We start from the raw sequence: 22157 nt of genomic DNA, 5'->3' as shown, positions 1-22157 counted from the left end.
ACAAGGCTCCGCAAAAAAATCTCAGGCAATTGGGACGAGGCCGAAATGACCGAGGGCCTCGGCATAGGAATGAGCCGGGCGAGCGACGTCGAAATGGACCGTGCGCATGCCGGCAGCACAGCCGCCATCGACATTGCGCCGCTGGTCGTCGACGAAGACGCAAGCGCCGGCAGGCAGGCCGAGCGCCTCGGTGACCAAGGCATAGGCGCGGGGGTCGGGCTTGAGGATGCCGGTATAGGTGGCGTCGACGATGAGGTCGAACAGGCCGAGCAATGGCAGCCGCCGGCGGAAATCGGCGCCGTAGAACAGGTCGAGTTCGTTGGACAGGATCGCCATCCGAAAACCGGCCGCATGCACCGTGCGAATGGCGCTGTCGGCCTCGGGCCGCACCACCTTTTCCGGCTCGGCGCCGCGCGCTCGTTGGACGAAGGTCTCCATCGTCTGCCAGTCCTCGCCAACCAGCCGGCCGACCTCACTGGTGCGGGAGCGCCAGTAGTCGCGCTCGCTGATCTCGTCGGCCTGCATGGCGCGCCACAGCGGATCGCTGCCCGGATCGAACGGCCCGCGCCATTGCAGCGTCCCCGGCGCGAGGCCGAGCGCCTGTTCGGTCAAGGCATGCGTCTCGAACAGCGTCCGGGTGACGACGCCGCCGAAATCGAGGACCAGTGCCTGGGCGGGAACAGCGCTCACGCTGCCACTCCCTTGGCCGGCTTGCCGCGCGGGACGATGCCTTCCTCGACCCAGCGGTCGAATATCTCGAGCGCCTTGCCGACGAAGTCGTCGCTGTTGATGTGAGCGTCGATCTCGTGGAACTCGACCCCGGCGGGAATAGCCCTGCGCATTTCATCTGCGAAGGCCGCGAGAGCCTCGGGTTCATAGAGCGGCTCGCCCTGCACGTCCCATTCCTGGATGCCGCCGGTAGGCAGGATGAAGGCGGAGCGGCCTTTCGCGGCGCCGAGCTTGGCGGCGATGGTCCTGGCGACCTGTCGACGATCGTCGGCATCGACGGTGATCGACGCGATCAGCCTGTTGTGGGCATGAAAGGGCCGCGTCGAGAATTTAGCCGGCAAATCCTGCCAGGTCGGCAGATCGACCATGTCGACCGCCCCGGGTGCGGCGATCTGCGGAGTGCCGCGAGCGCCGGCATTCTCCAGCCGGTCGGTGCCGGAACTGACGACGGAGCCCGCGAGATGATTGGTAATTTCCTGCAGGCTGAAGTCGAACACCGCGCAAAAATGGTCCTGACCGGCAATCGATTCGAAGGCGCGGCCGCCCATTCCGGTGGTGTGGAAGACGGCAACGTCATAGCCGCGCTGTTCCAGCGCCGGCTTCAGCGTCTTCATGTAGCGCAGGCAGCTGCTGCCGAGCGAGGTCATGCCGATGGTCGGCCCGATTGCCGGAGCCGACATGCGGGCCTCCAGCACAATCCTGGCCGCGCCGACGACCGCACCACAGGCCTGTGACAGGACCAGCCTGCAGATCGAGTTGAGGCCGTACAGCCCGCCGGCCCAGAGGATCATCATCAGGTCGGGCGCGACGCGCTCGGGCGGGATGAGGTGCGAATAGGCGATGGTCGAGACGACGAATTTCGGCACGCCGAGCGGCAGGCAAAGCGCCACGTCGAGCGCCAGATCTGTCCCCATCGAACCGCCGATGGCGATGAAGGCGTCGATCTCGCCACTTTGATGGAGCTTGCGCACCAGCTGCACCGCGCCGCCGGCCATCAGCGTCATGGCGGTGTTCTCATCACCGCTCGAAACGATCTCGGCGATCGTCACATCCACCGCCCGCGCCACGGCGTGCTTGTCGTGGTCCGGGCTGTAGGGCGGGTCGCCGAGCACGCTGACATCCATCATCACGGCGCGGCCGCCCGATGCCTCGATGCATTGTTTCATGAACAACAGCTCTTCGGCCTTTGTGTCGCCCGTGCCGATGACCAGGATGCGGGCCGCAGTCTCCGAGGGCATCAGGCCTGCCTCCTCAAGATTTGCAGGTTTTCGCCGTTGAGGCGCATGGAAATCTCCCGTGCCGCCTCCCTCACGGCAAGTCCCCGCTCCGTGATCGCGGCTGCCGTCGTTCTGGCCTTTGGCGCCGCCACCGCGATGGTGCCGAGCGCAAAGCCATCCGCCGCGCGGATTGCCGCCGCGACGCTGATCACGCCTTCCTCATAGCCCTGGTCGCAGATCGAATAGCCGCGCTCGCGCGCCTCGCCCATGGATCTTGAGATGGCCGCTGCCTCGATCAGCGTATGGGCCGTGAAGGCGTCGAGCGAACCCGTCAGGCACACCTTGACGGTCTCGTCGCGGGCGAAGGCCAGATAGGCGATGCCCGACGCGGTCGAATGCAGGGGCAGCAACTGACCGATGTCGATGTTGACCCGGTTCGCCCATGCCGGATGCTCGACATGAACGGTGACCAGCCTGTCGACGCCGAATTCCGACAAATGCACGGTCTCGGCCGTCGATGCTGCCAGGTCCCGCACCAGCGGAACAGCTGTCTGCAGGAAAGGAAAGCGCGCTTCGCGGATGCGCGCCAGCCGCGACAGGCCGGCGCCGAGGCGATAGTGCCGCGTGCCGATATCCTGCTCGACAAAACCATGGCCGGCCAGCGCAACCAGCAGCCGCCGTGTCGTCGCCTTGTCGAAGCCCGAGCGGCGCGCCAGATCGGACAGGCCGAGCTCGGGCTCGTCGACGCTGAACAGCTCCAGAAGCGAGATCGCTTTTCCGACCGTACTCAAATTTGCCTCCCGGTTCGGGATAATCATTTAACGTGTGAATTAACTTGACAGGCATCGGCATTGTTTGCAAGTCTATATTCAAAATAGCGGTTCAAATAATGAACCAACCGCCAGAGTGCATGGGACAGGCCATTCGGCCGGCGAACTCAAGGGTTTGCAAACAGGAGGGATCGATGACAGCAGTTGCAGAACAGGCGCCGGCCAACAGGCTGCGCAAGAACAGTCTTGGCGTCGGCGCCATCACCTTCATGGTGATTTCGGCGGCCGCCCCGCTCACGGCCGTCGCCGGCGGCACGCCGCTCGGCATGCTGATGGGCAATGGCGCCGGCTTTGCCGGCACCTATTTGATCGTCACCATCCTGCTGCTTTTGTTCGCGGTCGGCTATGTCGCCATGTCACGCCATGTCGGCAATGCCGGCGCCTTCTATGCCTATGCCGCGCGCGGCCTCGGCAGCATGGCCGGCGGCGCCACCGCGCTGATCGCCATCCTGTCCTACAATGCCATGCAGATCGGGGTCATGGGCCTGCTCGGCGCCGCGACATCAGGCCTGTTCGCCGGCTGGGGCATCAATTTGCCCTGGTGGGTGTGGAGCTTCATCGCCATCGCGCTGGTCGCCGTGCTCGGCTATCGGCAGGTCGACCTCTCCGCCAAGATCCTGACGGTGCTGGTGTTGTGCGAATATCTTGTGGTTCTGGTCCTCGACATCGCCATCCTCAAGACCGGCGGCGATAGCGGCCTGTCGGCGGCGCCGTTCAGCTGGAGCCAGATCACATCGGGCTCGCCGGCCATCGCCATTCTGTTCTGCTTTGCCGCCTTCATCGGTTTCGAGGCGACGACGATCTATGCCGAGGAAGCCCGCGATCCAAAGATCACCATTCCGCGCGCCACCTATTTTTCGGTCGTGCTGATCGGCGTCTTCTACATGCTCACGGCATGGCTGATGGCGGTCGGCGCCGGTGTCGACAAGCTGCTGCCGACGCTGCAAGGGCTGCAGGATCCAACGACCTTCCTGTTCGGCCTGTCCGACCGCTACGCCGGAACGATGCTGTCGCAGGCGATGAGCATCCTGTTCGTGTCGAGCCTGTTTGCCGGCGTGCTGGCGTTCCACAATGCGGTTGCGCGCTATATCTATGTCTCGGGCCGCGAAAAACTGTTGCCGCAGACGATTGGCGTGACGCATGCGGTGCACCAGAGCCCGCATGTCGCTTCCGTCATCCAGAGCGTGCTCGCTGCGATCGTCGTCGGCCTGTTCGCCGTGCTCGGCCTCGATCCGGTGCTGGCGCTGTTTTCGTGGCTGACCAATGTCGCGACGCTCGGCGTCATCGTCATGATGGCGGTGGCATCGCTTGCCGTGGTGATGTTCTTCCGCGCCAACCCGGCAGCCCAGGAGAACGCGCTGAAGACCACCATCCTGCCCGGGCTGACCTTCATCGCTTTCGTCATCATCATCTACCTGATCGTCATCAATTTCGGCAGCCTGTCCGGGGCGGGCGGCTTTCTTGGCGTGTTCCTGCCGGGGCTGGTGCTGATCGCCGCGATCGTCGGCCTGCTGCTGGCCAGCGCGCTGAAGAGCCGCGATCCCATAGCCTTCGAAAACCTCGGCCAGCCGCTGAAAGATTGAGAAAAGCAAAGGGGCGGCGTGCCACGCCGCCCTTACACCACAAGGGGAGTGGCGGATTTGAGCTTTGCCGAAAATATAACCGTCGAGGCATTGGAAGCCGATCCCTACCCGATCTATGCAGAGCTCAGGCGCAGTGCGCCTGTCGCTTTCGTGCCCGCGGTCAATCTGTGGTTCGTCACCCGCTGGAAGGATGTCGAGAGCGTCGCCAAGTCGCCCGACATCTTCTCCGCCGTCGTCGGCTCGTCGCCGGTCGAGCGCTCCTTCGGCAAGCCGACCATCCTGACCACCGATGGCGAGACGCACAAACAACTGCGCCAAGGCGTCGATCCGAAATACCGGCCGCGCACCGTCGCCGCCTATGCCGGCGACCTCGTGCGGTCGATTGCCGAACCCTTTCTCGACCGGATCGCCAACCAAGGCTCCGCCGAGCTGATGGCCGATTATTTCGAACCGGTGTCGACGCTCAGCCTGGCACGCTCGCTCGGCCTTGCCGACATCGACATGCCGACGCTGCGCCGCTGGTTCTATGGCCTTGCCCAGGGCGCCATCAATTTCGAGAACGACCCGAAGCGGCAGGAGATCGCCGACGCGATCAGTGCCGAGGTCGGCGACGCCATCCTGCCGACGCTGGAAAGACTTGCGCGCCAGCCAGATGACTCGGCGCTGTCGCACATGCTGCATGACGGCATGCCGGAGGGCACGACGCGGCCAATCGATTTTTTGATGCCAAGCATCAAGGTCATCCTGCTTGGCGGCATGCAGGAACCCGGACATGGCGCCGGCTCGATCCTCGCCGGTCTGCTGGGCCATCCCGAACAGATGCGGCAGGTGCTCGCCGATCCCGAGACCTTCGTGCCGAAGGCGGTCGACGAGGGCCTGCGCTGGGTGGCGCCGATCGGCACGCAGACGCGGCAGACGACGCAGGCGGTGGAGCTTGGCGGCGTGACGATCCCGGCCGGCGCCGCGGTCGCCGCACTCGTCTCCTCGGCAAGCCGCGACGAGAGCCGCTTTGCCGATCCCGACCGCTTCAACATCAACCGCGACGAAGGCAATCATGCCGCCTTCGGCTTCGGCCATCATTTCTGTTCGGGCCGGTTTTTCGCACGCGAGCAGATGTGCCTTGCGGTGAGGCTGTTGCTTCTGCGCTTCCCCCATCTCAGCCTTGTGCCTGGCAAGGAGCCGGTGTTTCGCGGCTGGGAATTCCGCGCGCCAACCACATTGCATGTTTCCCTGGGAGTCCGTCACCCATGATCAGTCAGAATGCCATCGACACGCTGCGCCAGACGGAGATCGGCGCACGGGGCCTGTTCATCGATGGCGTGCAGATCGAGACAACAAGCGGCGAAAGCCTGCCGGTGACGTCGCCGATCGACGGCCGACCTTTCGCCAGCATCGCCGACGGCAATGCCGCCGATATCGACTGCGCCGTCAAGTCGGCGCGCAAGGCGTTCGAGAGGGGCTCGTGGTCGCGATCAGCGCCGGCCTTTCGCAAGAAGGTGCTGACGAAGTTCGCCGAGCTGGTCGAAAAGCATGCCGACGAGCTCGCCGTGCTCGGCGTGCGCGACAATGGCACCGAGATCGGCATGGCCTACAAGGCCGAACCGCTCTCGGCCGCCGGCACCATCCGCTACTATGCCGAGGCGATCGACAAGGTCTACGGCGAGATCGCGCCAACGGCCGACAATGTGCTCGGACTGATCCACAAGGAGCCGCTCGGCGTCGTCGGCGTCATCGTGCCGTGGAACTTTCCGCTGATGATCGGCGCCTGGAAGATCGCGCCCGCACTTGCCGCCGGCAATTGCGTGGTGGTCAAGCCGCCGGAAATCGCTTCGCTGACGCTGCTGCGGTTGGCCGAATTGGCAAGCGAGGCCGGACTTCCCGCCGGTGTGCTCAATGTCGTCACCGGCCGTGGCGCGGTCACCGGCGAAGCGCTCGGCCTGCATATGGATGTCGACGCCATCGCCTTCACCGGCTCGGGGCCGGTCGGTCGACGGCTGCTCGAATATTCCGCTCGCTCCAATCTGAAGCGCGTCTTCCTCGAACTCGGCGGCAAGTCGCCCAACATCGTCTTTGCCGATGCCTCAGACCTGAAACAGGCGGCGGTCGTCTCGGCCAACGGCATTTTTCGCAATTCCGGCCAGGTCTGCGTCGCCGGCTCGCGGCTTCTGGTCCAGTCAGCGGTCTATCATCGGTTCATGGACGAACTTGTCGCGGCAACCACGCAGCTGAAAGTCGGCGATCCGCTCGATCTCACCAGCGATGTCGGCGCGGTATCGAGCGCCGAACAGCTGGACAAGAACCTCGGTTTCGTTGCCAGGGCGACGGAAGAAGGCGCCCAGCTGGTCACCGGTGGCGAGCGGATTCTGACCGAGACCGGCGGCAGCTACATGGCGCCGACGATCTTCGAGAATGTCACGCAAGACATGCAGCTTGCGCGCGAGGAGGTGTTCGGGCCAGTGCTCGGCGTCATGCGCTTCGAGACCGAGGAGGAGGCGGTGCGGCTTGCCAATTCGACCGTCTACGGGCTCGCCTCGGCGGTGTGGACCGCCAACCTCTCCACAGCACACCGCATGGTGCGCGCCATCAATGCCGGCGTCGTCCACGTCAACACCTATGGCGGCGCCGACATCACCGTGCCGCTCGGCGGCGTCAAACAGTCCGGTTTCGGCCGCGACAAGTCGCTTCACGCGCTGGAGAAATATTTGGAACTGAAGACGGCGTGGATCGCGCTTTGACGGCACGCCGGGCTCTCTGAGAATCTGACGACCTCCAGAGGCGCGCAAGATCGCGCCGCGACCCGCTGCGGCCGGTCAAGCGGCGGCTTTTGCTCACGCTCTTGAAAATTTTGAGAGAATATTCCCGGCTTTGGCGAGAACGGCGAAACCCGTTCTTTGATAAACTTGATAGAATTTCTGAGGATGTGACCAAGGCTAGGCAATCCGCCTGGCTGCCATGACTTCACAACCACAGAGATCAATCATGTCCGACTTCAAGAACACTTTGCCATCTTCCCCGGGGTCAACCGTCAACCGGCGCAGTGGCCTTGCTCTGCTGTTCGCCTCGGCCGTGGCGATCGGCAGCCTGATGGCGCCCGGCGCATCGTTCGCCGAGGACAAAAAGGCGATCAAGGTGGGTATCATCAGCGGTGAGGACGAGGATGTCTGGCGAGTCGTCGTCGCCCAGGCCGCCGAAAAGGGCCTCTCCATCGAAACCGTGGTGTTCAACGACTACACCCAGCCCAATGAGGCGCTGGAGCGCGGCGAAATCGACGCCAACGCCTTCCAGCACCAGCCCTATCTCGACAACCAGATCAAGACTCAAGGGTATCATATCGTGCGCGTCGGCTATACCGGCGTGTGGCCGATCGGCCTCTACTCGAAGAAGTACAAAGCAGTCGCCGACCTGCCCGAGGGCGCGGTCGTCGGCGTGCCGAACGATCCATCCAATGAAGGCCGGGCGCTGCGCGTGCTGCAGAATGAAGGCGTGATCAAATTGAAGGACGGCACCGGTATTCTGGCCACCACCGCCGACATCGCCGAGAACGCGAAGAAGGTGGTGATCAAGGAGCTGGACGCCGGCATTGTCGGCCGCTCGGTCGAGGATCTCGACGCCGCGGTGGTCAACACCGACTGGGCGCTGAAAAGCGGCCTGACGCCGGAAAACCGCATCGCGCAGGAGCCGATCGCCGACAATCCCTACCGCAACTTCATCGCGGTGAAGGCTGGCAACGAGAACGAAGCCTGGGTGAAGACGCTGGTCGCCTCCTATCAGAACGAGGCGGTGAAGGCCGAGTTCGACAAGGTTTACAAGGGCACCGGCCTCAGCGCCTATTGATCCGATCGTCGACCGGAAGCCCGGTTCGAGAGCAACAGCGGCCCGCGCTTAGGCGCGGGCCGCGATTGCGTTTTCGGGAACAGGAACATTCATGAACCAGCATATCACGGCATCCGGAGAAACCGCCGATCCGACCCATGGCCGGCCCGACCCGTCTCAGGACGTCGTGCGCCTCGTCGAGCTCAAGCGCCGCTTCGGTGTGACAGCGGCGCTCGACGGCATCTCGCTGACCGTGCGCAAGGGCGAGATCCTCGGCATCATCGGCCGCAGCGGCGCCGGCAAGTCGACGCTGATCCGCTGCCTGAACGGGCTGGAACGGCCTGACTCCGGCGAGGTGTTCATCGAAGGCCGAGAGATCAGCCGGCTTGGCGAGCGCGAGCTGCAGCCGCTGCGGCGGCGCATCGGCATGATCTTCCAGCATTTCAACCTGCTGTCGGCCAAGACCGTCGAAGACAATGTGGCGCTGCCGCTGAAGATCGAGGGCCGCCCGAAGGCCGAGCGACTGAAGCGCGCCGCCGAACTGCTCGACCTCGTCGGCCTGTCCGAGAAGGCAAAAGCCTATCCGGCGTCACTGTCGGGCGGCCAGAAGCAGCGTGTCGGCATCGCCCGGGCGCTGGCAGCACGCCCGGCGCTGCTCTTGTCGGACGAAGCCACCTCGGCGCTCGATCCGGAAACAACGCGCTCCATCCTCGCCCTTCTCAAGGACATCAACCGGCAGCTTGGGCTGACCATCCTTCTGATCACACATGAGATGGAGGTGGTCCGCTCGATCGCCGACCGCGTTGCGGTGATCGACGCCGGGCGCATCGTCGAGCAAGGGCCGGTCTGGTCGGTGTTTGCCGACCCACAATCAGACATCACCAAAAGCCTGCTCGGCGCCATCCGGCCGCAGCTGCCAGCCGAACTGGCGGCCCGGCTGCTGCCGGCGGCCGGCGCGGAGACGATCCTGCGCGTCGACGTGGCCGGCGATGCGGCACGCGGCCCGTTGCTGTCCGACCTTGCCACGGCTGTTCCAGGCGCCTTCCGCCTCATCCACGGCGGCATCGACCATATCCAGCAACAGCCCGTCGGCACGCTGTTCCTGTCTGTTCCCGGCAGCGATGCAAATCATCTCGCTGACATCATCACATTCCTGAAGACCCGCCAGGCGCGGGTGGAGGTGCTTGGCCATGTCGCCGATCCTGTTTGAACTTCTGCTGCGTTCGATTTGGGAAACCGTCCTGATGACAGCCGCCTCCGGCCTCATCTCGCTGGTCTTCGGCCTGCCGCTCGGCCTGGCACTGATCGCCACCGAACGCGGCGGGATTGCCGAAAGCCTGTGGGTGAACCGGGCGCTCGGCGCCGTCATCAACGGCTTCCGTTCGGTGCCCTTCATCATCCTTCTGGTGGCACTGATCCCGGTGACGCGGCTGATCGTCGGCACCTCGATCGGCACATGGGCAGCCATCGTGCCGCTGTCGATCGCCGCCACGCCCTATTACGCGCGCATTGCCGAAGTGTCGTTGCGTGAGGTCGACCGTGGCTTGATCGAGGCGGCGCGCGCCATGGGCGGCAACCGCTGGACGATCATCCGCGAGGTGCTGGTGCCGGAAGCCCTGCCCGGCATCGTCGCCGGCTTCACGGTGACGCTGGTGACGCTGATCGGTGCCTCGGCCATGGCCGGCGCCATTGGCGCCGGCGGCCTCGGCGACCTCGCCATCCGCTACGGCTATCAACGATTTGAGACGTCCGTCATGATCGCGGTGGTCATCGTGCTGATCATCCTGGTCTGCGGCATCCAGTGGGCGGGGGACCGGCTGGTGGCGAGGCTGGATCGGCGGGGGTGAAAGACTGGCTGATGGCACGGCCGCGTACGGGATAGGCGGAGGCCTTTCCGCCACCAAACCGTCTGACGCCCGGCTTCACCCGCCAAAGCTGCCCAGCCGCGTGGGCTGCGTATAGCTGCGGTCGACATAGAGCAGGGCCGAGCCGCCGCTGCCGTGCCGGACGTCGATGACGCGGCCGATCATGACATTGTGCGTGCCGACGACATGTACAGTCTCGATCTCGCAATCGAAATTGACGATCGCATCCGAGAGTGCCGGCGTGCCGGAGGTCAGCGTCTGCCAGCGCGCCGAGGCATAGCGTGCCTCCATGTCCCTGGCCGCGCCAGCGAATTTTCCCGCCAGATGCATGTGGTCATGCGTCAGCACGTTGACGCAGAAGCGCTGGTTGGACAGGAACATGGCGGCCTGCGTCGAGCGCCCGTTCATGCACACCAGCAGCGTCGGCGGCTCGTCGGAGACGCTGCACATGGCGGTGGCGGTGAAGCCGCCGCGCCCTGCCGGGCCATCGGTGGTGACGATGTTGACCGGCGCGCAGACCCTCGCCATGGCGTCGCGGAAATCGGCTTTCGAAATCTGCGTGGCCATCTGGTTTCACTCGGCCGTTGAGACAAGCGGATTGAACCAGGTATCGCCCGTCCAGCCATTCTCGTCATAGTCGGCCATGCAGGTGTCGACGAGCTCTTCCATCGCCTTCAGCCGCCCGCCGCGCTCAGCTCCTTTCAGCACCTGCAGCCGCACCTCTTCCGGCGCGCCGGCATAGTTGAGCTCGTAGAGCGCGTGGCGGCCGCCGAACTCGGTGCCGGTCGCGTCCCACAAAAGCTTCATGATCTTGATGCGCTCGATGTGGCCCATGTCGTTGGAGCCGCGCACATATTGCGCCAGATACTTGTCGATCTCGGGGTTGTTGAAGTCGCGCACCGACGACGGCAGGTAGATCAGCCCGGACGCGATCACCCGGCGCACGGTGTCGATGACGCGCGGATAGGCTTCCGACATGAAGGTGCGGTAGGCGAGCGCGGCTTCCAGATTGGGCAGCACCGCGCCATTCGCCCACGGGATCGGGTTGTAGGCCATGGCGTTGGAAAAGCTCCAGAACATGTGCCTGAGCGCGATGACCTCGCCCAGTGCCGCCTGGTTGCCGCGGAAAGCATCGCCGCCCGTGGCGCGCAGCGCCTTGGCCAGCAGGCCGGCGAGGAAATCGAGCTTGACGGCGAAACGCGTGCAGCCCTGGAAGCAATAGCCATGCATGAAGCCGGATGCCGGATGGAAGGACAGGATTTTCTGCGCGTCGCGCAGCACCAGAACGTCCTCCCAGGGGATGAAGACATTGTCGAGCACCAGGATCGCGTCGTTCTCGTCGAAGCGTGACGACAGCGGATAGTCGAAGGGTGCCGCCATCGTGTTGGCGGTCTGCTCGTAGGAGACGCGGCAGAACATCTTTATTCCAGGCGCATTCATCGGCACGATGAACATCACCGACAGCGACGGATCCTCGGTGACCGTCGCCGATCCCTGCGCCAGGAAATTATAGTGCGTCAGCGCCGAGGACGTCGCCACCACCTTGGCGCCGGAGACGTAGATGCCGGCATCCGTCTCCCTGGTGATGTGGACGAAGACGTCCTTCACTTGTTCGGCCGGCTTGTGGCGGTCAATCGGCGGGTTGACGATGGCATGGTTCATGAACAGTGCGGCTTCCTGGGCACGCCTGTGCCAGGACAGGGCATTGTCCTTGAACGGCCCGTACCAGTCGGCATTGGCGCCGAGCGTGTTCATCAGCGCCGCCTTGTAGTCGGGCGTGCGCCCCATCCAGCCATAGGACATGCGTGACCACTCGGCGATCGCCGTCTGCTGGGCGGCGAGTTCGCCAGAGGATTTGGCAACCCGGAAATATTTGTGGGTGTAGCCGCCCGAGCCGGTGTCGGTCGGCGAGGTCAGCGTGTCCCGTCGCAGGGGATCATGCAGCGCATCGTAGAGGCGCGCCAGCGACCGCGCCGAATTGCGCATCGACGGGTGCGTGGTGACATCGGCAATGCGTTCGCCATTGATATAGACCTCGCGGCCGTCGCGCAGGCTCTCCAGATACTCGGCCCCGGTGAACGGCCGTGCCTTGTCGGCGCGGAAGTCTTCTGATCGCATGATGGTCCTCCTCTTAAGCCGCAACACTAGCACCTTGGGCATGCATCTGTTATGGACGGAACGGCAAAACCGATTGGACTTTTTCGGGCGCCATGAGCCAGAATTCCATCCCCGACTTCTTCGTCTATGGCGAGCCGGTAAGGCCGCTCGATGTCGGCTTCCTGCATGTCGAGACGGTGCTTGCGCGCAGCAATATCCATCTTGGTCAGGTTGCGGCGCACAAGCATCCGCAGATGGGCCAGATCACCTACTGGACCAGCGGCTCCGGCAACTACCGTATCGAAGACCGATCCTGGGACTTTTCGGCGCCTGCCGTCAGCTTCGTGCCGAGCGCTGTCGTGCATGGCTTCTCGATCGGACCCGGCACCGACGCCATCGTCGTCTCGGTCGCCGACGGCGCGCTCGCGGCCATCGCCGCTCACAGCCTGCTGCCGCTGGACAGGCCGGTCTTTGCCGACGGTCTGCCACGACACGCGGCGTGGGCGAGACTGGCGGCGGTGCTGGAGATGATCGCCGCCGAATATGCCGAGGCGCAAGCCGGCAATGACAGGGTCCTGCCGGCGCTGATCGCAGTCGCACTCTCCCACATTGCGCGCCTCAGCCCCGGCGTGACCGCATCCGCCGCCTCTTCCGATGCTTCGCTGGCGCGGGGCCTGCGTCGGCTCGCCGACGCGCATTTCCGCGACAACTGGCCGGTCGATCGCTACGTCGAGGCGCTGGCCACCACGCCGCATCTTCTCGACAAGGCTGCCCATGCGGTGCTGGGCGTCGGCGTCAAGCGGGTCGTCAGCGAAAGGCGGCTGCTGGAGGCCAAGCGTCTGCTGCTGTTCACCGTACGCACGGTGGAGGACATCGCCTACGAGATCGGCTTCGACGACCCGGCGTATTTTTCACGGTTCTTTCGCGCGCGGGTCGGCGAAGCGCCCGCCGCCTGGCGCCGGAGGCACTTGCAGGGCCATTGATCCTGCGTGAAATGCAGACCCGTGACGCGCAATTCTCCATGTTGCAGCCACAGCCACTTTTTCGTGAAGCTGAACGGGTTGATCCCTTCGCCTGTCTGCCTAGGTAGAAAGGAGCGGCGGGCGCCACGCAAATCTGACATCGGACCAATCTGACAGTCGGCATGATATTTTCCTGCATTCAAAAGCTTGCCCTCGCTGTTCTCTGTGTCGGCATCCAGTCTTCCTGCGTCGTTCCCGACGATACGTCGCGTATCGCCAAGGTTGATCCAACGGCGGCGGCCGCCCGCAAGGAGATGGTCGGCCTCAGCGAAGCCGATGTTCGAATGTGCGCCGGGTTTCCGACCGCCACCGCCGACGCCGGCCGATCGGGCCAGATCTGGACCTACAAGCGCATCGTCCAGCGCGGCAATCTCAGCATTGTGGTTCCGACTTTGGCGGTCGGCGCGATCCCCGCGGTCGGCGGCTCCGTCAATGTCGCTCCCGGCGGTTATTGCGACACGCAAATTCGCATAGTCGACGGCCGCGTCGCCGAAGTTGCCTATGCCGGCGACAACAATTTGCCGAACAGGCGCGACGCGCTTTGTGTCAGCACGGTGGACGCCTGTGTGACCTATGCCCGTCAACACGCTCAGAGGCCGGCGGCCAGATAGCCGGCGGCAGCGAAACAGCGATGACGGTCACGCAAATATCGTTGAGGGCTTGACTGACCCGCCGGACAGAATACGCTAGCGCAAAATACCGGCTCTGATCGCCGGGCGGCAAGAATGCCTCGTATGCCTCGCCCTTGCGGCGCTGGCTGCGGGGCATTGTCATTTTGGGGATCTGTTTGAAACGGCGTATCGAGATCGGCATCCTGTATTCCCGCTCGGGGAGCTATCAGCTCGTCTCCGATGCGTGCCGCATCGGCGCCATGCGCGCCATCGCCGACATCAACGCCGATCGCAGCTCAGGCATCGAACTGGTGCCGGTCGAGCGCGATCCGCAAAGCAATGCGGACCGCTACGCGACGCTGTGCGAGGATATTTTCAGGACCAGCAGCGCGCGCCATGTCGTCGGCTGCGTCACCTCGTGGAGCCGCAAGGAAACCATTCCGGTGCTCGAGAAGGCGGGCGGCATGCTCTGGTACGCCTGCCCCTATGAGGGCTTCGAGGCCAACGAGCACGTCGTCTACATGCACGCCTGCCCCAACCAGCATCTGGTGCCGCTGATGGCGCATGTCGTGCCGCGTTTCGGCGCCAACGGTTTCCTGCTCGGCTCGAACTACATCTGGGGCTGGGAGATGAACCGCGTCGCGCGCGACCTGATCGCCGATGCCGGCGGCAAGGTTCTGGGCGAACGCTACCTGCGCATCGGCGAGACCGATGTGTCGCGGCTGATCGCGGAGATCCGCGCCACGCGGCCGAACTTCGTCCTCAACAACCTGATCGGCACCTCGTCCTACGCCTTCCTCGCGGCCTATCGCGACCTGGGTCACGAGGATGCCGCCTTCAGTCCCGAGACTTGTCCCGTCATCTCCTGCAACCTCACCGAAGGTGAGCTGCCGGCGATCGGTGAATCCGGCAAGGGACATCTGTCGGTCGGGCCGTATTTCGCGCCGCGGCCGGCCGCCTTCGCCTCGTCTTTCGAGGCCTCCGCCTATGCCTCCGTGCAGGTGATGGCCGACGTGCTCTCCAGCAATCACGAAGCCGGTCCGGCGGAATTTTCCAGAGCCTTCGCAGAACGTCGCTTCTCCACCCGGCTCGGGCCGATAGCCATCGACGCCCATTCCCAGCACGCGACACTGCCGGTGATCATCGGGCGCATCGCGGATGGCTTCTTCGAGGTCGTCAGCCGCGAGGACGAAGTCGCGCCAGACCCGTATCTGTCGCGCTACGACCCGGCAAAAACATTCGGCCGCCCGCGCCTGAGGGTGGTGTCGTGACGAGAACCCCACGCATCCCCAATCTCGGCGGCGCCAGGGCCTTCATCCTGCACCGCCCGCATCCGACGGTGCAGGCGATCACCAGGCAATTGTCGGCCATCGGCCTGATCACGCTGGACTGCTGGCCCGAACTGCCGCCCGAGGCGCTGGCGGCCGATTTCGTCTTCTTCGACGCCGATCTCGGCTTCGACGAGCAATTCCCGTGGAAGCCGGGCGAAGCGCCGATGCCGCTGGTGGCGCTGATCGGTTCCGAGGCGCCCGGCCGCATCGAATGGGCGTTGTCGCACAAGGCCGACGCCCAGCTCTTGAAGCCGGTCGGCAATGCCGGCGTCTACAGCGCACTGCTGATCGCAAGGCAAAGTTTCGAGGCGCGAAAACACCTGGCCAGCGAAATCGCCTCGCTTCGCCAGCGCGTCGCCGAGCGCCAGACCATCGTGCGCGCGGTGACGGCACTGGCGAAAGGCGCCGATGACGGCCGCGCCTATGCGCAGCTTCGCTCGCTGGCGATGAGCTGGCAGATCAGCGTCGAGGATGCCGCGCGGCGGATCGTGGCCATGACAAGTGAAGAAGCAACGGGGGAAGAAGGCGGCGATGACCAGTCCCATCGCGCCTGATCTCACCGCACCAGGGCGCATGTCGGTCAAGCCGCGCGCCGGCGTCTGGCGCCGGCTGGTCAAACGCCGTCTGGCGCTGCTCGGGCTGGTGATCGTCGCCACCGTTGTCGCCGGCGCCGTGCTGGCGCCATGGCTGACCGGCTATGATCCCAACGAGCAGATGTTCGACGGCCTGACCATCGAGGGCTCGCCACTGCCGCCGGATGCAAAATTCTGGCTCGGCACCGACCTGCTCGGCCGCGACCTGTTGACCCGCATCCTCTACGGAGCCCGCACCTCGCTGATCATCGGCATCGTCGCCAATGGCGTGGCGCTGTTCATCGGCACGCTGGTCGGCGTTGTCGCCGGCTATTTCCGTGGCTGGATCGGCAGTGCGCTGATGCGTTTCACCGATTTGATGATGGCGTTTCCGGCACTGCTGCTCGCCATTTGCCTGGCCGCGGTGTTCGAGCCAAGCCTGTGGATCGTCGCCATGGTCATCGCCCTGGTCAACTGGGTGCAGACCGCCCGCGTTATCTACACCGAGACCTCTTCGCTCGCCGAACGCGAGTTCATCGACGCCGAGCGCACCATCGGCGCGAGCGCACCGCGCATCCTGTTTCGCCACATCCTGCCGCATCTCCTGCCGACCATCATCGTCTGGGGCACGCTCGGCATTTCGACCACGGTGCTGTTGGAGGCGACGCTCTCCTTCCTCGGCATCGGCGTGCAGCCGCCGACCGCGTCCTGGGGCAACATCATCTTCGAGAACCAGACCTACTTCCAGGCAGCACCCTGGCTGGTGTTCTTTCCCGGCGCGGCGATCCTGGCGCTGGCGCTGGCCTTCAACCTGATCGGCGACGCGCTGCGCGACATCCTCGATCCGACGCAAAGGGGCCGGGCATGATCGCCTATCTCGGCCGCCGCCTGATCCAGTCGCTGCTGATCCTGCTCGGCGTCTCGCTGATCACCTTCGCGCTGCTCTATCTCTTGCCGGCCGACCCGGTGCGCCAGATCGCCGGCCGCAGCGCCACGCCGCAGACGGTCGAGAACATCCGCCAGCAGCTCGGCCTCGACCAGCCCTTCATCGTCCAGTACTGGCGCTATCTTACGAAGCTCATCAGCGGCGATCTCGGCCGCTCCTACATCCAGCGCTCCGAAGTCACCGAGCTGATCGTCTCGCGGCTGCCGGCCAGCCTGTTGCTGATGGTCGGCGCCATCCTGTGCGAGCTGCTGCTCGGCCTCAGCATGGGCCTGATCGCCGCCGTCAAGCGCGGCACCGCCACCGACCAGACGCTGATGGTCGCCTCCTTCGTCGGCGTCTCGGCGCCGCAATTCGTCGTCGGCTTGCTGCTGCTCTACGTCTTTGCCGTGCGGCTCAGCTGGTTCCCGATCGGCGGCTATGGCACCTGGCGTCATCTCGTGCTGCCGTCGCTGACCATGGGCATACTCGGCGCCGGCTGGTACGCCCGCATGATGCGCTCGTCGATGATCGATGTTCTGCGCCAGGATTATGTCCGCACCGCCCGCGCCAAGGGCCTGGCGCGGCGAGCCATCCTGTTCCGCCATGCGCTGCCCAACGCCATCCTGCCGGTCATCGCCATGATCGGCATCGACATCGGCATCTTCATGGGTGGCATTGTTGTCGTCGAAAGCGTGTTCGGCTGGCCTGGCATTGGCCAGCTGGCGTGGCAGGCCATCCAGCGCGTGGACATCCCGATCATCATGGGCGTCACCCTGGTCTCGGCCTTCGCCATCGTGCTCGGCAATCTGCTGGCCGACGTCATCGCGCCCTTCATCGACCCCCGCATCAAGCTCAGATGAAAATGAAAACCAGACAGAGAAAGGGAACATAAAAATGAAAAAGTTTCTCGCATCCACGGTAGCGGCATCGGCGCTGGCGCTGATGCTCGGCATGACAAGTGTTCGCGCCGAAGACGCGATCGATCCGAACGCCAAGCAGGGCGGCGCCATCACCATCACCTACAAGGACGATGTCGCCACGCTCGATCCGGCGATCGGCTATGACTGGCAGAACTGGTCGATGATCAAGAGCCTGTTCGACGGGCTGATGGATTACGAACCGGGCACCACCAATTTGAAGCCCGACCTTGCCGAAAGCTACGAGATCGCGCCCGACGGCAAGACCTTCACCTTCAAGCTGCGCCATGGCGTGAAATTTCACAACGGCCGCGAAATGACCGCCGACGACGTGAAATATTCGCTCGACCGCGTCACCAATCCAAAGACCCAGAGCCCCGGCGCCGGCTTTTTCGGCTCGATCAAGGGCTATGACGATGTCGCCGCCGGCAAGGCCGAGAGCCTCTCCGGCGTCACCGTCGTCGATCCCTATACGGTCAAGTTCGAGCTGACCCGGCCCGACGCCACTTTCCTGCATGTCATGGCCATCAACTTCTCGCATGTCGTGCCGAAGGAAGAGGTCGAGAAATACGGCGCCGATTTCGGCAAGCATCCGGTCGGCACCGGCGCCTTCAAGCTCGCCGAGTGGACACTCGGCCAGCGCATCGTCTTCGAGCGCAATGCGGACTATTGGCACAAGGGCCTGCCGCATCTGGACAAGATCACCTTCGAGATCGGCCAGGAGCCGATCGTTGCGCTGCTGCGCCTGCAGAAGGGCGAGATCGACGTTCCCGGCGACGGCATTCCGCCGGCAAAATTCCAGGAGGTGATGGCCGATCCGGAGCAGAAGGCACGCGTCGTCGAAGGCGGCCAGCTGCACACCGGCTATGTCACCATGAACACCACCATGGCCCCGTTCGACAATGTGAAGGTGCGCCAGGCGGTCAACATGGCGATCAACAAGGCGCGCATCATCCAGATCATCAACGGCCGCGCCGTGCCGGCCAACCAGCCGCTGCCGCCGTCGATGCCCGGCTACGACAAGGAGTACAAGGGCTATCCCTATGATGTCGCCAAGGCCAAGGCGCTGCTTGCCGAGGCCGGCCATCCCGATGGTTTCGACACGCAATTGTTCGCCATGAACACCGACCCCAACCCGCGCATCGCCCAGGCGATCCAGCAGGACCTGGCGGCGATCGGCATCAAGGCCAGCATCCAATCGCTGGCTCAGGCAAACGTCATTGCCGCCGGCGGCGACAAGGCCGGCGCACCGATGATCTGGTCCGGCGGCATGGCCTGGATCGCCGACTTCCCGGATCCGTCGAACTTCTACGGCCCGATCCTCGGCTGCGCCGGCGCGGTGCCGGGCGGCTGGAACTGGTCGTGGTACTGCAACAAGGATCTCGACGCCAAGGCGGCCGAGGCCGACTCGGTGGTCGACCCGGCCAAGGCCGGCGAGCGCGACAAGATGTGGAGCGCCATCTACGACAAGGTGATGGAAGACGCGCCCTGGGCGCCGGTCTTCAACGAGCAGCGCTTCACCATGAAATCGGCGCGCATGGGCGGCGCCGACAACCTCTATGTCGACCCGGTCCATATCCCGATCAACTACGACAATGTGTACGTAAAAGATGTGCAATAACTGCGACTACACCATCCACGGGCGCCAACATCATTTCGGCTGGGACAATTCGTTTGCCCCGGCCGAGCGGGTGGCGCCCGGCTCGACCATCGAGTTCCAGTGCCTGGATTCCTCCGGCGGCCAGTTGCAGGCCGACAGCACGGTCGCCGACGTCGCCAGGCTCGACTTCGCCACCGTCAATCCGGTGACTGGGCCGATCTTCGTCGAGGGCGCCGAGCCGGGTGACGCGCTGAAGGTGACGATCGAGATGTTCAAACCGTCCGGCTTCGGCTGGACGGCCAACATTCCCGGTTTCGGGCTGCTCGCCGACGACTTCAAGGAGCCGGCGCTGAACATCTGGAAATACGACGCTGCCTCGCTCGAGCCGGCGCTGTTCGGCAAAAATGCGCGGGTGCCGTTGAAACCCTTCGCCGGCACCATCGGCAACGCGCTGGCGGAAAAGGGCCACCATTCGGTGGTGCCGCCAAGGCGCGTCGGCGGCAATCTCGACATCCGCGATCTCGCCGCCGGCACCACGCTGTACCTGCCGGTGGAAGTGGCGGGCGCACTGTTTTCGGTCGGCGATACCCATGCCGCGCAAGGCGACGGCGAGGTTTGCGGCACGGCGATCGAAAGCCCGATGGACGTCGTGCTCAAGCTCGATCTGGTCAAGGATGCCAGGCTGAAGACGCCGCGCTTCACCACGCCAGGCCCGGTGACGCGCCATCTCGACGCCAAGGGTTATGAGGTGACGACCGGCATCGGCCCGGACCTGATGGCGGGCGCCAGGGAAGCGGTCGCGCAGATGGTCGACCTGCTCGCCGGGAGGTACAAGATCGACCCGGTCGAAGCCTATATGCTGGCCTCTGTGTGCGGCGATCTCAGGATCAGCGAGATCGTCGACATGCCGAACTGGGTGGTGTCGTTCTATTTTCCGCGCTGCGTGTTTGAATGATGTCAAGTCGGCGCTGCACCCCCCTCTGTCCTGCCGGACATCTCCCCCTCAAGGGGGGAGATCAGATGTCACTTCGGCTTTCGCCAATCTCTAATGTTGCAAGGGGGAGCGCCGGCCCACGTGACGGCCAATCTCCCCCCTTGAGGGGGAGATGTCCGGCAGGACAGAGGGGGGCGTGCCGGAATAAACCTCTCAGAACTTTGCCTTTGCAATGACCTCAACCCCCGAACCCATCCTCGACATCGCCAACCTCTGCGTCAGCGTGCGCGGCGAGGACGGCGAGCGCGAGGTCGTCTCCGACCTGTCGCTGACGCTGGCGCGTGGCGAGACGCTCTGCATTGCCGGTGAATCCGGCTCCGGCAAATCGATGACCGCACTGGCCATCATGCAATTGCTGCCGCAGCCGGCGGCGCGCATATCGTCTGGGAAAATCCATCTGGGCGATACAGATCTGACGACTCTCGACGAGCGCCGGATGCGGCGCATTCGCGGCGACCGCATCGCCATGATCTTCCAGGAGCCGATGACCTCGCTCAACCCGGTGCTGTCGATCGGCCGGCAGCTCACCGAATCCATCGAGGCACACACCAGCCTGTCGCAGGGCGAAGCTCGTCAGCGCGCCATCGAGGCGTTGAAGGCGGTGCGCATTTCGGAAGCCGAAAGCCGGCTGAAGCAGTTTCCGCACGAGCTCTCCGGCGGCATGCGCCAGAGGGTGATGATCGCCATGGCACTGGCGCTCGAGCCGGACGTGCTGATTGCCGACGAGCCGACGACGGCCCTCGACGTCACCGTGCAAGGCGAGGTGCTGGAGCTGCTGCGCGACCTGCAGCGCCAGCACGGCACCAGCGTCATCCTGATCACCCACGACATGGGCGTCGTCGCCGAAATGGCCGACCGCGTCATCATCATGCGGCATGGCCGCATGGTCGAAGAGGGAAGAACCGCTGACATTTTTGCCAGGCCGCAAGCCGACTACACGCGCGAGCTGCTGGCCGCAGTGCCGCGCATCGGCAGCGGCGTCGGCCGCCAAAAATCCAGGGATGTCGAGACGGCGCTGCCGGCCAATGTCGCCGAAGTCACCGACCTGCATGTCCGCTTCGACCTGCATGGCGGCTTCTTCGGCCGGGTCACCCGTCGCGTCCACGCCGTCGAAGGCGTCAGCTTCTCGATCGCGCCCAACGAGACGCTGGCGCTGGTCGGCGAATCCGGCTGTGGCAAGTCGACCACCGCCAAGGCGCTGGCCGGACTGGTGCCCTACAGCGGCGATATCGCGGTTGGCGGGCGCAATCTGTCCGGCCTTGGTCGCGACGAGCGTAAGGCGGTGCGCCGCGACGTGCAGATGATTTTTCAGGATCCCTACGCCTCGCTCGACCCGCGCATGCGCGTCGGCGAACTCGTCGCCGAGCCGCTGCTGATCCATGGCATCGCCTCGAAGCAAGAGCGCAGTGACCGTGTCGCGGCGCTGTTCGAGCGCGTCGGCCTGTCGGCCGATCAGATGGAGCTCTATCCGCATGAATTCTCCGGCGGCCAGCGCCAGCGCGTCTGTATTGCACGCGCTCTTGCGCTGCGGCCGAAGCTGATCATCGCCGACGAAAGCGTCTCGGCGCTCGACGTTTCGGTGCAGGCGCGCGTGCTCGATCTGTTGAAGGAATTACAGCGCGAATTCGGCGTCGCCTATCTCTTCATCTCGCACGACATGGCTGTGGTCGAGAACATCTCCGACCGCGTCGCCGTCATGTATCTCGGCCAGATCGTCGAGATGGGCACGCGCGACCAGGTCTTTTCCAACCCGCGCCACCCCTACACCAGACGCCTCATCGAAGCCGTGCCGGTGCCCGATCCAGCCAAGCGAAGAAGCCGCTTCGCCCGCCTCGACCAGGAGATCCCGAGCGCCACCCGCAGGATCGGCGAGGCGCCGTTGAAACTGGCGCTGAGGGATGTCGGCAACGGCCACCTCGTCGCCGCCGAGGGCTGAGCCTGCACTGCCGCCGGCGGTTCACGTGTTTGTGTCTCTATCTCGCGCTCAAGGCTCGCGTTCCGCCGCCAAACCGTATCGCTTCGAGCACGAAATCCCTAACGGCCTCTTGCCC

General features: G+C 64.6%; 20 protein-coding genes. 15 read left to right on the top strand and 5 right to left on the bottom strand.

The window, feature by feature from the left end; translation table 11 throughout:
- Positions 1–21: 21 nt before the first annotated feature.
- The 3 genes from EJ079_RS06315 to EJ079_RS06305 are packed head-to-tail and all read right to left on the bottom strand — an operon-like array spanning position 22 to position 2737.
- Positions 22–690, bottom strand: coding sequence for an HAD-IA family hydrolase (locus EJ079_RS06315; RefSeq protein ID WP_127808408.1), 669 nt, complete (start codon positions 688–690; stop codon positions 22–24).
- Positions 687–1967, bottom strand: coding sequence for a Tm-1-like ATP-binding domain-containing protein (locus tag EJ079_RS06310; protein ID WP_127808407.1), 1281 nt, complete (start codon positions 1965–1967; stop codon positions 687–689). Before EJ079_RS06310 ends, EJ079_RS06315 begins: the two co-directional genes overlap by 4 nt.
- Positions 1967–2737: an IclR family transcriptional regulator gene (locus EJ079_RS06305; RefSeq protein ID WP_127808406.1), complete on the bottom strand. Its 771-nt coding sequence runs from the start codon at positions 2735–2737 to the stop codon at positions 1967–1969. The genes EJ079_RS06310 and EJ079_RS06305 overlap by 1 nt, the downstream gene beginning before the upstream one ends.
- 173 nt (positions 2738–2910) lie before the next feature.
- Between EJ079_RS06305 and EJ079_RS06300 the strand changes: the two genes are divergently transcribed.
- The 6 genes from EJ079_RS06300 to EJ079_RS06275 all read left to right on the top strand — a co-directional run bounded on the left by EJ079_RS06300 (position 2911) and on the right by EJ079_RS06275 (position 10019).
- On the top strand, positions 2911–4359 hold the full coding sequence (locus EJ079_RS06300; RefSeq protein WP_127808405.1) for an APC family permease: 1449 nt from the start codon (positions 2911–2913) through the stop codon (positions 4357–4359).
- A gap of 57 nt (positions 4360–4416) precedes the next feature.
- On the top strand, positions 4417–5610 hold the full coding sequence (locus EJ079_RS06295; RefSeq protein WP_127808404.1) for a cytochrome P450: 1194 nt from the start codon (positions 4417–4419) through the stop codon (positions 5608–5610).
- Positions 5607–7094, top strand: a complete 1488-nt coding sequence (locus EJ079_RS06290; protein ID WP_127808403.1) for an aldehyde dehydrogenase — start codon at positions 5607–5609, stop codon at positions 7092–7094. The genes EJ079_RS06295 and EJ079_RS06290 overlap by 4 nt, the downstream gene beginning before the upstream one ends.
- A 244-nt stretch (positions 7095–7338) precedes the next feature.
- Positions 7339–8193, top strand: coding sequence for a MetQ/NlpA family lipoprotein (locus tag EJ079_RS06285; RefSeq protein ID WP_127808402.1), 855 nt, complete (start codon positions 7339–7341; stop codon positions 8191–8193).
- Positions 8194–8284: 91 nt separating this feature from the next.
- Complete coding sequence (locus EJ079_RS06280; protein ID WP_127808401.1) at positions 8285–9382, top strand: methionine ABC transporter ATP-binding protein; 1098 nt, start codon at positions 8285–8287, stop codon at positions 9380–9382.
- Complete coding sequence (locus EJ079_RS06275) at positions 9363–10019, top strand: methionine ABC transporter permease (RefSeq protein WP_127266743.1); 657 nt, start codon at positions 9363–9365, stop codon at positions 10017–10019. Before EJ079_RS06280 ends, EJ079_RS06275 begins: the two co-directional genes overlap by 20 nt.
- A gap of 75 nt (positions 10020–10094) precedes the next feature.
- Here the strand turns inward: EJ079_RS06275 and EJ079_RS06270 are convergent, their stop codons facing one another.
- Positions 10095–10604, bottom strand: a complete 510-nt coding sequence (locus tag EJ079_RS06270; protein ID WP_127328062.1) for a flavin reductase — start codon at positions 10602–10604, stop codon at positions 10095–10097.
- A gap of 6 nt (positions 10605–10610) precedes the next feature.
- A complete protein-coding gene (locus EJ079_RS06265) occupies positions 10611–12155 on the bottom strand; it encodes a 4-hydroxyphenylacetate 3-hydroxylase N-terminal domain-containing protein (RefSeq protein ID WP_127808400.1) in 1545 nt (514 codons plus the stop codon).
- A 92-nt stretch (positions 12156–12247) separates the two neighbouring features.
- Here EJ079_RS06265 and EJ079_RS06260 point away from each other — a divergent pair, with 92 nt between their 5' ends.
- The 9 genes from EJ079_RS06260 (at position 12248) to EJ079_RS06215 (ending at position 22042) form a co-directional block, all read left to right on the top strand.
- Complete coding sequence (locus tag EJ079_RS06260; RefSeq protein WP_127808399.1) at positions 12248–13117, top strand: helix-turn-helix domain-containing protein; 870 nt, start codon at positions 12248–12250, stop codon at positions 13115–13117.
- A gap of 161 nt (positions 13118–13278) precedes the next feature.
- Positions 13279–13767: a hypothetical protein gene (locus EJ079_RS06255; protein ID WP_127808398.1), complete on the top strand. Its 489-nt coding sequence runs from the start codon at positions 13279–13281 to the stop codon at positions 13765–13767.
- A gap of 176 nt (positions 13768–13943) precedes the next feature.
- Positions 13944–15038 (top strand): transporter substrate-binding protein, encoded by a 1095-nt coding sequence (locus tag EJ079_RS06250; RefSeq protein ID WP_127808397.1) that lies wholly within the window; start codon positions 13944–13946, stop codon positions 15036–15038.
- Positions 15035–15652, top strand: a complete 618-nt coding sequence (locus tag EJ079_RS06245) for an ANTAR domain-containing protein (RefSeq protein WP_127268207.1) — start codon at positions 15035–15037, stop codon at positions 15650–15652. The genes EJ079_RS06250 and EJ079_RS06245 overlap by 4 nt, the downstream gene beginning before the upstream one ends.
- 19 nt (positions 15653–15671) lie before the next feature.
- A complete protein-coding gene (locus tag EJ079_RS06240; protein WP_206622027.1) occupies positions 15672–16538 on the top strand; it encodes an ABC transporter permease in 867 nt (288 codons plus the stop codon).
- Positions 16535–17455 (top strand): ABC transporter permease, encoded by a 921-nt coding sequence (locus tag EJ079_RS06235; protein WP_127808395.1) that lies wholly within the window; start codon positions 16535–16537, stop codon positions 17453–17455. Before EJ079_RS06240 ends, EJ079_RS06235 begins: the two co-directional genes overlap by 4 nt.
- Before the next feature lie 34 nt (positions 17456–17489).
- Positions 17490–19133, top strand: coding sequence for an ABC transporter substrate-binding protein (locus tag EJ079_RS06230; RefSeq protein WP_127395846.1), 1644 nt, complete (start codon positions 17490–17492; stop codon positions 19131–19133).
- Positions 19123–20067, top strand: coding sequence for an acetamidase/formamidase family protein (locus EJ079_RS06225; RefSeq protein ID WP_127808394.1), 945 nt, complete (start codon positions 19123–19125; stop codon positions 20065–20067). The genes EJ079_RS06230 and EJ079_RS06225 overlap by 11 nt, the downstream gene beginning before the upstream one ends.
- A 211-nt stretch (positions 20068–20278) precedes the next feature.
- Complete coding sequence (locus EJ079_RS06215; protein WP_127808393.1) at positions 20279–22042, top strand: ABC transporter ATP-binding protein; 1764 nt, start codon at positions 20279–20281, stop codon at positions 22040–22042.
- Positions 22043–22157 lie beyond the last annotated feature (115 nt).

It is taken from the genome of Mesorhizobium sp. M7A.F.Ce.TU.012.03.2.1, from assembly GCF_004006095.1.
GTDB lineage: Bacteria > Pseudomonadota > Alphaproteobacteria > Rhizobiales > Rhizobiaceae > Mesorhizobium.
The sequence above is the reverse complement of the archived record's forward strand: the minus strand, read 5'-3'. Positions and strand labels throughout refer to the sequence as shown.